This is a genomic window from Brevundimonas sp. FV1ye4L (assembly GCF_058681255.1).
Genome location: NZ_CM178734.1, coordinates 2,535,170 through 2,548,261 on the forward strand (window position 1 = coordinate 2,535,170; position 13,092 = coordinate 2,548,261).

Here is a 13,092-nt window from a genome sequence, read left to right on the forward strand (position 1 = left end):
GTCCCGCGCATGATGCCAAGCGTGGCGGGAGACGCCGCGTGGGGATCGGTTCATGGCCAGACCACATCTGTCGTCCGGCGACTTCTTCGGCGCCGCCTCGCGGACGGTCGAGGCCGGTGGGTTTCGCGTCGGCCTGTGGATCGCCGACCGTCCGCCCGAGAGCGTCGTGTTTCACGCCCATGACGACGCCCATTTCATCCTGGCGCTCGACAACGGCTATTGCAGCCTGGCGCATGACCCCCTGACGCCCAAGGGCGCCGCCTTCGGCCCCGGCGCCCTGGTGTGGAATCCGCCGGGCGTGGAACACCGCGACTGTTTCACCGACGCCGGCGGCCGCTTCCTGTCGATCAGCTTCGATCCGCCGAAGAGCGCCAGGCGCGGCGACCCGATGCGGTTGCGCGGAGCCCTGGCTGAAGGCGCGGCGCGACGTCTGATCGGGGTGGCCGGCCGGTTCGCGGCGGGCGACGCCGTGGCGATGGAGGGGCTGACCCTGGATCTGGCGGCGGCGGTGCTGACCCCCGGCGACCTGAACGAGGACCCGGCGCCCGAATGGCTGCTGCGGGCCCATGAGGTTCTGCACGACCTGGCCGACCAGCCGGGGCTGGAGGTGGCGACCGTGGCCCGCATCGTCGGCGTCCACGCCGTCTCGCTGGCGCGCCGCTATCGTCGCCATTTCGGCCGCTCGCCGGCGGCCGCCATTCGCCAGGCGCGGGCCGATCGCGCCGCCGGACGACTGGCCCGGGGCGTGGATCTGGCCGAACTGGCCGCGCTCGGCGGCTATGCCGATCAAAGCCATCTGACCCGCGAGTTCGGGCATATCTACGGCCTGACGCCCGGCCGCTATCGCGCCCTGTTCGCCTGAGCCGGTTTCACCTGTTCAAGACCCGGCGCGCGCCGTCTGCGACACGTCGGGTCTCGCCTCTCTCAAGGATTGTCATGCGTTCTCTGCTTGTCGCGGCCCTCGGGCTCGCTCTCGTCTCGTCCCCCGTCGCGGCCGAACCGGCCTGGCCCGTCGCCGCGCCTGAAAGCCAGGGGGTCTCGGCCGAGGGGCTGGCGGCCATGGACGCCGCCGTCCGCGCCGGGACCTTCCAGAAGATCACCAGCGTCCTGATCGCCCGCCACGGCCGGCTGGTGCACGAGGTCTATTTCGATGAAGCGGGCCGCGAGAGCCGGCGCAACACCCGGTCCGTGACCAAGACCGTCACCGCCATGCTGGTCGGCGCCGCCGTCGCGCGCGGCGACATCGCCAGCGTGGACGCCCCGATCCTGCCGTTCGTCGCCGACCATGGGCCGTTCGACAATCCCGACCCGCGCAAGGCCGCGATCACGGTCGAGGACCTGCTGACCATGAGTTCGCTGCTGGAATGCGACGACGACAACTCCTTCTCGCGCGGCAACGAGGAGCGGATGTATCTGATCGAGGACTGGGTGAAGTTCGCCCTGGACCTGCCGATCCGGGGCTTCCCCGCCTGGATCCCCAAACCGGCGGACCAGCCCTATGGCCGGGCCTTCAGCTATTGCACCGCCGGCGTGACCTCCCTGGGCGCCGTGGTCCAGTCGGCGACGGGCGAACCGCTTCAGGCCTTTGCGCGCGACGCCCTGTTCGGCCCGCTGGGGATCGAGGGCGAGCAGTGGCAGACCTCGCCCCTGGGTCTGGCCCAGGGCGGCGGCGGCCTGGGCTTGCGCAGCCGCGACCTGCTGACCCTGGGCCAGCTGTTGCTGAACCAGGGCCGCTGGGACGGGCGCCAAGTCCTGCCGGAGGCCTTTACGAAGGCCATGACCGCCCCCCATTCCACGGTCGATCCCGAACGGGGCGATTACGGCTATCTGATCTGGCTGCCGACCTATCAGGTCAACGGCGTGGCCCACCCGGCCTGGGCGATGGCCGGGACCGGCGGCAACAAGGTGGTGATCGTTCCGGACCTGGACACGGTCGTGGTGGTGACGACCGAGAACTACAATGTCCGCAATCCGCACGGTCTGGCGGACGCCCTAATCGCCGGCCACGCCCTAGCGGCCATGAAATAGGCGGGCGCGCCCTGAAACGACAAAGGCCCGGAACCGCAGTTCCGGGCCTTTCCTTTTTGCTTACACGGCGCTCAGCGCACCGGGGGGCGGGTGACGCGCGAGGAGAGGTTCTGGACCACTTCGCGGGCGTCGAAGGCGTTGGGGTCGCCGGCGGGCTTGGGACCGCGGCCCATGATGATCTCGGCGTTGGCCTCGTAGCGGTCGATCTGCCGGGTGTCGAAGTCGTTGTCCCAGCTGTCCCACGGGCTCCAGAAACCGCCGCGGTAGTAGCGCCACGACGGACCCCAGTAGGGGCCGTAGAAGCTGTTGTAGCGGCTGTAGAAGGGGTCCGGGGTCGTGACGTAGCGGGTGTCGCGGTCGGTGGCGCGATTGACGGTGGCGAACCAGTCAAAGCCGTTCTCGACCGTCAGTTCGGCCGAGCGCAGCAGCAGGCCCATCTCGACCTGTTCGCGCGAGGTCACCGAATTGCCGGCGAAGCTGACGCGGAAGCGGTTCGACTCGACCCGCTGTTCGGCATAGCCGCCGCGCTGGCCGTTGAAGCCGGCGGGCTGATAGGGGGTGGCGGTGGCGCAGGCGGCCAGGGCCAGGCCCGCGACGGCGGTCAGGGCCAGGGCCCGGAGCGTCGTTCTGTTTCTGGGTAGGGCTTTCATGAAATCAACTCCTTGATCGCCCATTCGGGCGCGCTGGCGGCTGAACGGCGCATGAACGGCCATGTTCCCCGTCAATCTAGGAGGAAGCTCGACTGCGTCTAGAGCCTTAATACAATCAGTACGGCCGCCGTCAGCAAAAGGATCCCGACGAACAGGCCGAAGCCGCGCCGGAACCGGGGCTGTTGCATGCGCTGCGACAGGGCGGCTCCGGACAGGGCGTAGGCGCTCATCGACATCATATCCATGCCGATCACGGCCAGGGCGAACAGGGCCAGCTGCGGCGCCACGGGCCGGTCGACGTCCAGAAACGGCGGCAGGACGGCGGTGAAGAACAATATGGCCTTGGGGTTGGCGATCTGGACCGCGAACCCGTCGACGAAGGCGCTGCGGCCCTTGCGCACCGCGACGGCGTGATCGGGCTGCTGGGGGTCGGTCGGGGCGGTGTTCTGTACGGCGCCGCGCAGGGCCTTGATCCCCAGCCAGGCGACATAGAGGGCGCCGAGGATCGCGATCAGGTGGAAGGCGTCGGGAAAGGCCTTGACCAGGGCGCCTAGGCCCAGGGCCGCGGCGGCGAACCAGACCAGGGTGGCGCAATTCATGCCGACCACCCCGACCAGAGCCGAGGCCCGGCCCTTCTCCACCCCGGTCGCGACCGCGAACAGATTGGCGGGACCCGGGGTGATGGCCATCACCACCATGACCCCCAGGAAGGTCGAATAGAGGTGCGGATCGACGGGGAGGGCGGCCATGCGGCGTCGTGTCGCTGTGATCGCGCGCGCGGTCAAGGAGAGGCGTTGCTTCTTCTCTCACCTCCCCGTTCGCGAAGGCGAACGGGGAGGACCGGCGGGAGCGTCAGCGAGCGCCAGGTGGGGGCGACCAGGCGTCAGACGCTCTTGAGGTCGTCACCACTGTCGGAGTCGCCCCCGCCTGGTCGCAAGCGCGACCTGTCCTCCCCCCGCGCCTTCGCGCGCGGAGAGGTGACGCCCCCTCTTTCGTTATTTAGGGCGCACCGTCAGGCGCGCGGCGTCTCGGGCGCTTCCGGCGCTTCGGGCGCCTCCGGGGCCTCCGGCGCCTCGTCTTCGGACTCGAGGGAGTCGCTCGCCTGATCCAGGGCGTACTGGGCGATCAGGCCGTAGGTTTCGAGCTGTTCGGGATCGGGATTGGTCCAGGCGCTGTTGCGGGCGATGCCGGTTCCGGCGGCTATGCCTTGCTGGAGCCCTTCCTCCATCGCCTGCTGAACCTCGGGGTCGTTCAGGGCCTGTTCGACCAGGGCGTCGACGTCGATGTCCTTCAGGGCTTCGGCGGCCAGTTCCGAGGCGTGTTTGGTGGCCTCGGCGGTGAAGGCGGCGACGTCGGGGGCATAGTCGGACCAGAGGGCGGCGATCCGCTGGCCGCGCTCGCTCTCGCTCAGGCTCGCGTCTTCGGAAATGGCCTCGGCCCGTTTGCCAAAGGCTTCCATCCGCTTCTCGAAGGCGTCGGCGGCGGATTCCAGCCGGGCCTCGGCGGACTCGGGGCTGGCGGCGGCGGACGATGTTTTGCCGTCCTGCGCCAGGGCGGAGGACAGGGGCAGGAGCGCCAGGGCGGCGGTCAGGCTGAGAGCGCGGATCATGGGTGGCTTCCCCGTTGACGACCCGATCAAACTCCGCCCAAGGCCGCCCGGCCTCAAGTGAAATCGCGGTAAGGCGACCTATTGCGGCGCGGCGGGCGCCGGCGCAGCGGCGGCGGCCTCGATCTGAGCGCGGACCATGGCGGGGATCGCCTTGATCTGCGTCTCCGCCGCTGCGAGCTGATCCGCCGGCGCCCCCTGGGCGCTGGCGAAGGCCTGAACATCGGCGGAGAAGGCGTCGACCTGGGGCTGATAGCGCGCCTGCAGGGCGTCAAGGTCGGTCTTGGCCTTGGCCTTGTCCGTCTGGGCCGCAGCAGCCTGCATCTCGGTCGCCATCGTCTCCATCGTCTTGCCGAAGGCCTCGGCGCGCGCCTCGAAGGCGGCTTCATCGGGGCCCGGCGCCGGCGCCGACGGGGCGGCGGGCGCGGTCTGGGCGGCGGCGAAGCTGGGAGCGGCGGCCAGGATCAGGGCGGCGGCGGCGCAGGACAGAAGACGCATGGGCGGACACTCCAAAAGAGCGGCCGGTCGCCGCCAAATCCGTAGCCTCATCGTACGGTCGGTCGGGCGGGTTGAGCAAGACGAACCGCCTATGCGGAATTCTACCTATTTCTGAAAGAACGGGATTCTTACGCAATCTCCGTCAATTGAGCGGTATGGACGGGAGCAGAAGATCTTGAGACGGGGGCGCTGGCGATTTTTCCGGCATGACGCCGGTCGCGAGGCGGGGCCGCCGCCCTGGCTCTATGTCCTGCTGTTCGTCACCGCCCTGGCGCTGGGGCAGTGGAGCATGGCGGCGCTGGACGTCACCGTCATGTGGCCCGCCAACGCCGTCCTGCTGGCCGCCGTGCTGCAACTGCCCCGCGACAAGGCCCGGGGCGTCCTGATCGGCGCCGTCCTGCTCAATCTGGCCAACAATATCGTCCGCGGCGATCCGACGGTCTTCGCGGTCGCCAATGTCGCCTTGAACCTGTTGCAGGTGATGGTTGCGGCCCTGCTGGCCCGGCGCCTGTGCGGCGCGGCCCTGGACATGAGACGGCCCAAACGCCTGTTTCGTTTCGCCGTCGGCGCCGCCATCCCGGCCGTGGCCCTGACCACCTCGCTGGCGGGCGTCATTCTTCTGGTCACCGGGCGGCTGCCGCTGGAGGTGATCAATTTCCGCCTGCACCATCTGTTCGACATGGAGCTGCTGGCGATGATGATCGTCACCCCGGCCCTGCTGCTGGTGGCGCGTCGGCATCGGTTCCACCATGACGCCCAGGCCTCGCGGGTCGAGGTGGGGGTGTTGATGGGGCTGATGTGCGCCGCCGCCCTGTTTGCCTTCGGCCAGACGACGGCGCCGATCCTGTTCATCATCTTCCCGCCACTGATCCTGCTGGCCTTCCGCCTGTCCCCGCCGTGGACGGCCGGCGCGGTCGGCCTCATCTCCGTCATCGCCGTGGGGGCGACCCTGATCGGCAGCGGCCCCGTGGGGCTGACCCGGCTGAGCCAGGATCCGGCCCTCGCCTCCATTCCGGCGGTAATGCGCCAGATGAATGTGCTCCACCTCTTCCTGCTGACGGTCGTGGCGACGGCCCTGCCGATCACCACCCTGTCGACGGAGCGCCGACGCCTGTTCGCCCGTCTGCGCGACCGGACCGAGACCGCGCTCGCCGCCCTTCAGCGCGCCGAGAAGTCTGACGCCGCCAAGTCCCGCTTCCTGGCCATGATGAGCCACGAGATGCGCACCCCCCTGACCGGGATCACCGGCTACGCCGACCTGCTGTCGCGCCATCCCGAACTGGACGCCGAGGGCCGGCGTCAGGTCGAGGCCGTGCACCAGTGCGGCGAGGCCATGCTGCGGCTGATCGAGGACCTGCTGGAGGTGTCGAGCGGCGGTGGTGAGGTGGCCTCCAAACCCGTGGACGTGCACGCCCTGGTGGACGAGGCGGTGCGGCCGGCGCGCGAATGGGCGACCATCCGCGGTCTGGACTTCGTCATCGACTACCTGCCCGGCACCGACGGCCCTGCCCTGACCGACGGCCGGCGCCTGCGTCAGATTCTGCACCATCTGGGCAGCAACGCCGTCAAGTTCACCGGCCGGGGCGGGGTGCGCATCCAGGTCGAGCGGCGCGACGACCGGCTGCGGTTCGAAATCCACGACACCGGCTGCGGCATGACCGAAGACGTCCTGGCCGGCGTCTTCAGCCTGTTCGAACAGGGCGACGCCTCGACCCGCCGCGCCCATGAGGGCGCCGGCGTCGGCCTGGCCCTGGCCAAGACCCATATCGACCGTATGGGCGGCGCCGTCTGGGTCGAGAGCGCCCCGGCGATGGGCACCACCTTCACCGTCGAGATCCCCGCCCCCGCCGTGGAGGTCGCCGCGACCCCCGACGCCCTGCCGGTTCAGGACCGGCGCATGCGGGTCCTGATCGTCGACGACCATCCCTCCAACCGCGACCTGATGCGGATCATGCTGGAGGCCGCCGACTGCGAGACCGCCGAGGCCGGCGACGGCCGCGAGGCGGTCGAGGCGGTGCGGGCCGGCGCCTTCGACCTGGTGCTGATGGATGTGCGCATGCCGGTGATGGACGGGGTCGCCGCCACCCGCGCCATCCGCGCCCTGGACGGGCCGGCGGCCGAGATCGCCGTCCTGGCCGTCACCGCCGAGGCCATGCCCGAGGATGTGGCCCGCTGCCTGAACGCCGGCATGGACGCCCATCTGGCCAAGCCCATCACCCAGGCCAAGCTCTACGCCGCCATGGATCAGGCCATGGACGCCGCCGAACACCGGATCGACGACGTCCAGGCTGCATAAGGCCGCCTACCAGGTCAGGTTGACCCGCGCATAGACGAACCGCCCGTTGAAGCCGAACGGCGAGTTGTAGGGATAGCCCAGCACCCCGTTCGAGTTCAGCGAGGCCGGGGTCGCGTCCGGATATTCGTCGAAGACATTGTCCGCCCCGACCGCCAGCCCGACCCGGTCGGTCAGCTGATACCGGCCCTCCAGATCGATCACCGTCTTCTCACCCGTGCGATAGTCGTTGGCCGCGACCGACCCCGGTTGCAGCACGTCGCCGTAATAGGTGGCCCGCAGGGTCGCGCCCCACTTCTGCAGCCGCCAGTCGGCCCCGGCCGAGACTTTCACGTCCGGCGTGCCCTCTTCGATGGTCAGGATGCGTTGGCGGCCGAACAGGGTGGTCGACAGGTCGGTGTCCAGCGAGACGTCGTTGAAGTTGGCGGCCACGGTGAAGTCGAAGTCGCCCGCGCTGTCGGTCGGCAGGCGATAGCGGCCCACCACGTCCACACCCTCCGTCGTGGTCGAGACCCCGTTCAGGAAGAAGCGCGCGGCCTGAACCCCCAGCGGGGTCAGCAGGGTCGGATTGCGGATCAGCTCGGACAGGACGATCTGGTCCTCGATCTCGATCTTGTAGGCGTCCACCGTCAGGTCGAAGGCCCCCAGCCGCACCACGGCGCCCAGCGAATAGTTGGTCGAGGTCTCGGGCTTCAGCGGCCGTCCGCCCAGGGCCGTCCCCACCGCGCTGACCGACGGGAAGGTGCCGGTCTCCACCACCGCCCCGTCCTGGATCACCGACGAGGTCGAGGTGAAATAGGACTGTTGCAGCGACGGGGCGCGGAAGCCGGTCGAGACCGAGCCGCGCAGGGCGAAGTTGGGCGTGAAGTCATACCGGCCCGACAGCTTGCCCGTCTGGGTGTCGCCAAAGTCGGAATAGTCCTCGAACCGCACCGCCCCGGCCAGGGTCAGTTTCTCGGTGATCGGCAGTTCGATGTCGGCATAGGCGGCGAAATTGTCGCGATCCACGTCCACTGCGTTCGACGGCTGGAAGCCGGGGAAGCCCTGGGCCCCGCCCGACAGGGCCGTGTTCGACCCCAGCGGCCCGCGGTTGTAGCTTTCCGGCTGGCCCGCCTCGATCTGATAATTCTCCCAGCGTTGCTCCAGGCCCCAGGCCAGGTTCAGCGGCCCGCCTGACAGGCCGGCCTCGAACTGGCGGCTGAAGTCGGCGCCCAGCACCAGCTGGTCATAGATCAGGCTGCCGGAATCGAAACGGGTCAGCGACGCGGCGCCATAGGTCGAGTTCAGCGAATCCTCGGTGCGGAAATCGAGCGCATTGCGGCCATAGACCAGGCTGACGTCGGCGTCCCATCCGGCGATCACGCCGCGTAGGCCCCCGGCCAGGGATGCGTCCTGCGAATTGACCGCCACCTTGGGCAGGAAGCCGTTCGGATAGACGCTTGTGACGTTGTTGACGTTGTCCGACAGGCGCGGGAAGGCGGCGCCGGAGCTGTCGCGGTCCTGATAACCGGCCCAGCCATAGGCCTCCCAGCCATTGCCCAGACCCTTGCCGGCGTTGGCGAAGACGGTCCACTGCTCGACGTCCGGATCGCCGAACCGGGCGGTGACGGCGCCGTTGGCGGCCGCGCGGGGATCATAGTCGGAGCGGTTGGTCGACTCGCGGTTCAGATATTCCGCCGACAGGGTCAGGAAGCCGTCGTCGCCCAGGGCGAACCCTTGCCAGGCCGAGGCGGTGGTCGTGGCGCCGTCCTCCTCGTCGCGCTCGCCGCGCGCGGTCTTAACCGTGGTCAGATACTGGCCATAGGTGACGCTGGCGCCGCCGCCGCTGGAGGCTTCCTTCAGCCGCAGGTTCACCACCCCGGCGATGGCGTCCGAGCCGTACTGGGCCGAGGCCCCGTCGCGCAGCACCTCGACCCGGTCCAGGGCCGCGGTCGGAATGGCGTTCAGATCCACGGCGGCCGAGCCGCGGCCGACGACGCCGTTGGTGTTGACCAGGGCCGAGGCGTGGCGGCGCGTGCCGTTGACCAGGACCAGGGTCTGGTCGGGCGACAGGCCGCGCAGGGTCGCCGGGCGGATCGAGTCGCTGCCGTCATTGGCCGAGGGGCGCGGGAAGGTCAGGGACGGCACGGACTGGGCCAGGGCCGTCGCGAACTCGGTCGTGCCCCGGTTCTGCAGGCTCTGGGCCGTGACCACATCAACGGGCGCCAGGGTGTCGAGACGCGAGCGATTGGCCACGCGGGTGCCGGTGACGACGATCTCGTCCACGGTCGCGGCCTCATCCGGGGCCTGGGGGGCGGCGGCGTCTTGAGCGAAGGCGGGGGCCGCGCTCAGCAGGGCGACGGCGGAGACGGTTGCGAGAAGAGCGGGGGCGAGAAGGACGGGCGAGGCCGTCCGCAGGGCGGTGCGCATTGAGAGATTTCCTGATGATTGTTTCTTGGCGCGTGTAGGCGCGCGGAACCGGCGTCTTCGACGTCCGGCCGATGGGGTTGGATGTGACGGATTGGGCGGCTTCAGCCGCTACATCGTCCGCCGCGCCGATAAGGGCCGGCCTGTGTCAGGACTTTGAACATCGTCGTCTCCGACCGCGCGGTCAGGGGGAGCGCCTCGCGGTCATGGCCATATCAGGGCGGAGATGCGGCGGGTCAATGCGCGGTAGGGGCCATGTTTGCTGGGGACAGGGCGCAGAAAATCTACAGACTGTAACGCCCTGCTAAAGGGACAGACCGGCATCACCTCCCCGCGCGCGAAGGCGCGCGGGGAGGACAGGTCGCGCTTGCGACCAGGCGGGGGCGACTCCGCCGGTGGGGGTGACCGACCCAGCTTTAGACACCGAGTCGCCCCCTCCTGGCGTTCGCTGACGCTCCCGCCTGTCCTCCCCGCCGGCCTTCGCCGACGGGGAGGTGAGCGAGAGGGCGACTGTAATGGCCAAAGAAGGGGCGCGTTCAAGAACCCCTCCGTCTCTCCGCTGCGCTCCGAGCCACCTCCCCACCTTGTGGGGAGGAGACAGGCCGTTCCGTCGCACCGTCTCCTCCCCGCTTCGCGGGGAGGGGGACCGCCGCGCCTCTTTGCGCGGTGGTGGAGGGGCTCTTCGCCGCGGACTCGACCCTCGATCAGCCGGTCTCAAACGGAAACCGCTCCGCCCAGAACCCCCTGAGTTCCGGCAGTTCATCCACCCGCTTCACCACCGCCGCCATCTTCGGCGCGACCTCATAGAAACGCGCGCGGCGCGGCGTCCACCGGCTGGCCACGGCCACATAGAGGTCCAGCACCGTCAGGCTCTCGCCCAGCAGGAACCGCCCCGGTTCGATCTGGCGGTCCATGATCCCCCAGCACTCCGCGATCCGGTCCTCGGTACGTTGCAGGATGCGCGCCTGATCCTCCGCATCGTCGCCCGCCAGCCGCTCGGGCACGTCCCGCACCCAGTACATCGAATAGATGGCGGCCGGCACGAAGCTCATCCAGCGCAGGAACTGTCCGCGCCGGGCGTCGTCCGGCCCGGGCGCCAACCCCGCCCCGGCACGGCTGGCGGGATGATGACGGTCCGCCAGCCAGATCAGTATGGCGGCGCTCTCGGTCAGGATCTCGCCATCGGGCGTGACCAGGACCGGCAACTGCCGCATCGGATTGACCGGCGCCACCTTGTCCCGCTCGGCCTCCCCCTCCCAGGTCGGCGCCTCGACCACAGTGTAATCCAGGCCCAGCAGGGTCAGGGCCGCCTCGACCGGAACCGATCCGGACCCGGCGGCGCCATAGACGGTGAAACTCATCGCGGCGTTCCCTTGATCTCGATCTTCAACGCTCAGTCCGTCAGATGCTGTCTCCAGCGGGGTCTGCGATCAAGGTCCGGTGTTTGACCGGCCAAGCTTGATCTCTCCGGACCATCCCCAGGCCCGTCCCCAGTTTCCTCAATCCAAACCACAAGATGTAGCGGGTAGGACAATTTGTGATCACCAAATAGGTGATTTCCGACTTGGCGCCGGGCGTGCGGAGTCGCATGGTGAACCCCTCTCCGGAATCGCTTTCTCAGGTCCAGTTCGATGAACGCCATCACCCCGATCATCCGCCCCGACCGCGCCGGTCTTCTGACCCCGTCCGCCGCCTACAAGCCGTTCCGCTATCCGTGGGCGTTCGACATGTGGAAGAAGCAGCAGCAGGTCCACTGGATGCCGGAAGAGGTGCCGCTGGGCGAGGACGTCAAGGACTGGGCCTCGACCCTGAACGACAATGAACGCAGCCTGCTGACCCAGATCTTCCGCTTCTTCACCCAGGCGGACATCGAGGTTCAGGACAACTATATGGAACGCTACGGTCGGGTGTTCAAACCGACCGAGGTCAAGATGATGCTGGCCGCCTTCGGCAATATGGAGACCATCCATATCGCGGCCTACGCCCTGCTGCTCGAGACCATCGGCATGCCCGAGAGCGAGTTCGGCGCCTTCATGGAATACGAGGCCATGCGGGACAAGCACGACTATATGGGCCAGTTCGGCGTGGATTCAGACGCCGACATCTGCCGGACGCTGGCCATGTTCGGCGGCTTCTCCGAAGGGGTTCAGCTGTTCGCCTCGTTCGCGATGCTGATGAACTTCCCGCGCCAGAACAAGATGAAGGGCATGGGCCAGATCGTGTCTTGGTCGGTGCGCGACGAGAGCCTGCACTGCGAGGGCATCATCAAGCTGTACCACGCCTTCAACAAGGAGACGGGGGCCGTCACCAAGACTGTGGCCGACGACATCGTCGACTGCTGCAAGACGGTGGTGAGCATGGAGGACAAGTTCATCGACCTGGCCTTCGAAATGGGCTCGGTCCAGGGCATGACCCCCGAGGACATCAAGCAATATATCCGCTTCATCGCCGACTGGCGCCTGCGCCAGCTGAAGCTGCCGGAAGTCTATGGGGTGACGGAAAACCCGCTGCCCTGGCTGCAGTCCCTGCTGTCGGGCGTCGAGCACGCCAACTTCTTCGAGGCCCGCGCCACCGAATATTCGAAGGCCGCGACTCAAGGGAACTGGCACGGCGCCGACGGCGTCTGGACCGAGTTCGACCGGATGATGGCCCGCCGCGACATGAGCCTGGTCGCGGGCTGAGCCGACCGGCCTACTGCGGCCTGACCCAGGCGGGTCGGGCCGTGCAGGCCTCGCGGAAGCCGGACTGGCACAGCCGCACCTGTTCGCGCCAGGCGGCGTAGTCGCGGTCGTACTGGTCCTGCGCCGCCCGGGTCGCCTCGGCCGCCGCCCGGGCCTGGTCCTCGATCCGGCGGACCTCGATCTGATGCCGGGCCACGGCCGCATCATACTCCAGCCGGGCCGCCTCGTCGGCCCGGTCGGCCAGGCTGTTCTGGGCCGCGATCTCGGCGTTCAGGGCCCGGGTCAGCCGCAGCTCTTCCTCGGTCTGCTTGGAGTCGTCGGCCCGGTGATAGGCCTCGCCCCGCGCCCGCTCCATCGCCTCGCGCGCCGCCGGGTCGTTGGGATCGGGCAGGGCGCGCTGGTCGCGGTAGGGGTCAGGGGCCGCATAGGGATCGGTCGCCGTCTGGGCCAGGGCCGACCCCGCAACGGTCGCCGCCAGCAGGGCGCAGATCAGGGGTGTTCGGATGATCATGGACATCTCCTGGGTTCGGACCCTCGCGACCAACCTTGGCCTTTAAGAAGATCCGTCGCAACAACGCCCTCGTGACGAAAAGGTGGCGCCCGGCCCAGCTTCGCGTCATGGTCGAGGTCCTCTCTGACGCCACCCCCGCCACCGAGCCCAAGCCATGATCCTCAGCACCTCGTCCGGAGACTTCCCCATCCCCGCCGAAGTGGCGCGCCAGCTGCCCAACGTCCCGGCCCTGCCCGATCCCGCCGCGCCCAACGCCAGGCTGCAGATCGAGGATTTCCGCCACTGGCTGGACGCCTCGCCCGAACACGCCATCGACTACGAGCGGCTGCGCCGCTGGCATCTGGTGCAGAACGAGCTGGCCGCCGAGGCCAAGGCCGCCAACCGGGCCTTCGTCGTCTCCGACGACGGGCTGGAATAGG

At 68.8% G+C, this 13,092-nt stretch carries 12 protein-coding genes; 5 read left to right on the plus strand and 7 right to left on the minus strand.

Translation table 11 applies throughout. From position 1 onward, the window contains the following. Positions 1 to 52: 52 nt before the first annotated feature. Positions 53 to 862 (plus strand): helix-turn-helix domain-containing protein, encoded by an 810-nt coding sequence (locus tag ACW17X_RS12240; RefSeq protein WP_492097734.1) that lies wholly within the window; start codon positions 53 to 55, stop codon positions 860 to 862. 74 nt (positions 863 to 936) lie between these two features. Continuing rightward, positions 937 to 2,028, plus strand: coding sequence for a serine hydrolase domain-containing protein (locus ACW17X_RS12245; RefSeq protein ID WP_492097736.1), 1,092 nt, complete (start codon positions 937 to 939; stop codon positions 2,026 to 2,028). Positions 2,029 to 2,099: 71 nt separating this feature from the next. Here ACW17X_RS12245 and ACW17X_RS12250 read toward each other — a convergent pair whose 3' ends face one another. The 4 genes from ACW17X_RS12250 to ACW17X_RS12265 all read right to left on the minus strand — a co-directional run bounded on the left by ACW17X_RS12250 (position 2,100) and on the right by ACW17X_RS12265 (position 4,782). Continuing rightward, complete coding sequence (locus ACW17X_RS12250) at positions 2,100 to 2,678, minus strand: CC0125/CC1285 family lipoprotein (protein WP_492097738.1); 579 nt, start codon at positions 2,676 to 2,678, stop codon at positions 2,100 to 2,102. 98 nt (positions 2,679 to 2,776) lie between these two features. Next, a complete protein-coding gene (locus tag ACW17X_RS12255; protein WP_492097740.1) occupies positions 2,777 to 3,427 on the minus strand; it encodes a LysE family translocator in 651 nt (216 codons plus the stop codon). A 263-nt stretch (positions 3,428 to 3,690) separates the two neighbouring features. Further along, positions 3,691 to 4,287 (minus strand): hypothetical protein, encoded by a 597-nt coding sequence (locus tag ACW17X_RS12260; RefSeq protein ID WP_492097742.1) that lies wholly within the window; start codon positions 4,285 to 4,287, stop codon positions 3,691 to 3,693. Between the two features lie 78 nt (positions 4,288 to 4,365). Next, on the minus strand, positions 4,366 to 4,782 hold the full coding sequence (locus ACW17X_RS12265) for a translation initiation factor IF-2 (protein ID WP_492097744.1): 417 nt from the start codon (positions 4,780 to 4,782) through the stop codon (positions 4,366 to 4,368). Positions 4,783 to 4,957: 175 nt separating this feature from the next. Here ACW17X_RS12265 and ACW17X_RS12270 point away from each other — a divergent pair, with 175 nt between their 5' ends. Continuing rightward, a complete protein-coding gene (locus tag ACW17X_RS12270) occupies positions 4,958 to 7,078 on the plus strand; it encodes a hybrid sensor histidine kinase/response regulator (protein ID WP_492097746.1) in 2,121 nt (706 codons plus the stop codon). A 6-nt stretch (positions 7,079 to 7,084) separates the two neighbouring features. On the opposite strand, the gene ACW17X_RS12275 is transcribed toward ACW17X_RS12270, so the two are convergent. Together ACW17X_RS12275 and ACW17X_RS12280 are read right to left on the minus strand one after the other, a co-directional pair. Next, positions 7,085 to 9,484: a TonB-dependent receptor plug domain-containing protein gene (locus ACW17X_RS12275; protein ID WP_492097748.1), complete on the minus strand. Its 2,400-nt coding sequence runs from the start codon at positions 9,482 to 9,484 to the stop codon at positions 7,085 to 7,087. Positions 9,485 to 10,185: 701 nt separating this feature from the next. After that, a complete protein-coding gene (locus tag ACW17X_RS12280; RefSeq protein WP_492097750.1) occupies positions 10,186 to 10,842 on the minus strand; it encodes a glutathione S-transferase family protein in 657 nt (218 codons plus the stop codon). 270 nt (positions 10,843 to 11,112) lie between these two features. Between ACW17X_RS12280 and ACW17X_RS12285 the strand changes: the two genes are divergently transcribed. Beyond that, a complete protein-coding gene (locus tag ACW17X_RS12285; protein ID WP_492097752.1) occupies positions 11,113 to 12,162 on the plus strand; it encodes a ribonucleotide-diphosphate reductase subunit beta in 1,050 nt (349 codons plus the stop codon). 10 nt (positions 12,163 to 12,172) lie between these two features. On the opposite strand, the gene ACW17X_RS12290 is transcribed toward ACW17X_RS12285, so the two are convergent. After that, positions 12,173 to 12,673 carry a hypothetical protein gene (locus ACW17X_RS12290; protein ID WP_492097753.1) on the minus strand — a complete coding sequence of 167 codons (501 nt, stop codon included), beginning with the start codon at positions 12,671 to 12,673 and terminating at the stop codon, positions 12,173 to 12,175. A gap of 154 nt (positions 12,674 to 12,827) precedes the next feature. Here ACW17X_RS12290 and ACW17X_RS12295 point away from each other — a divergent pair, with 154 nt between their 5' ends. Beyond that, positions 12,828 to 13,091, plus strand: a complete 264-nt coding sequence (locus tag ACW17X_RS12295; protein ID WP_492097755.1) for a hypothetical protein — start codon at positions 12,828 to 12,830, stop codon at positions 13,089 to 13,091. Position 13,092: the final 1 nt, after the last annotated feature.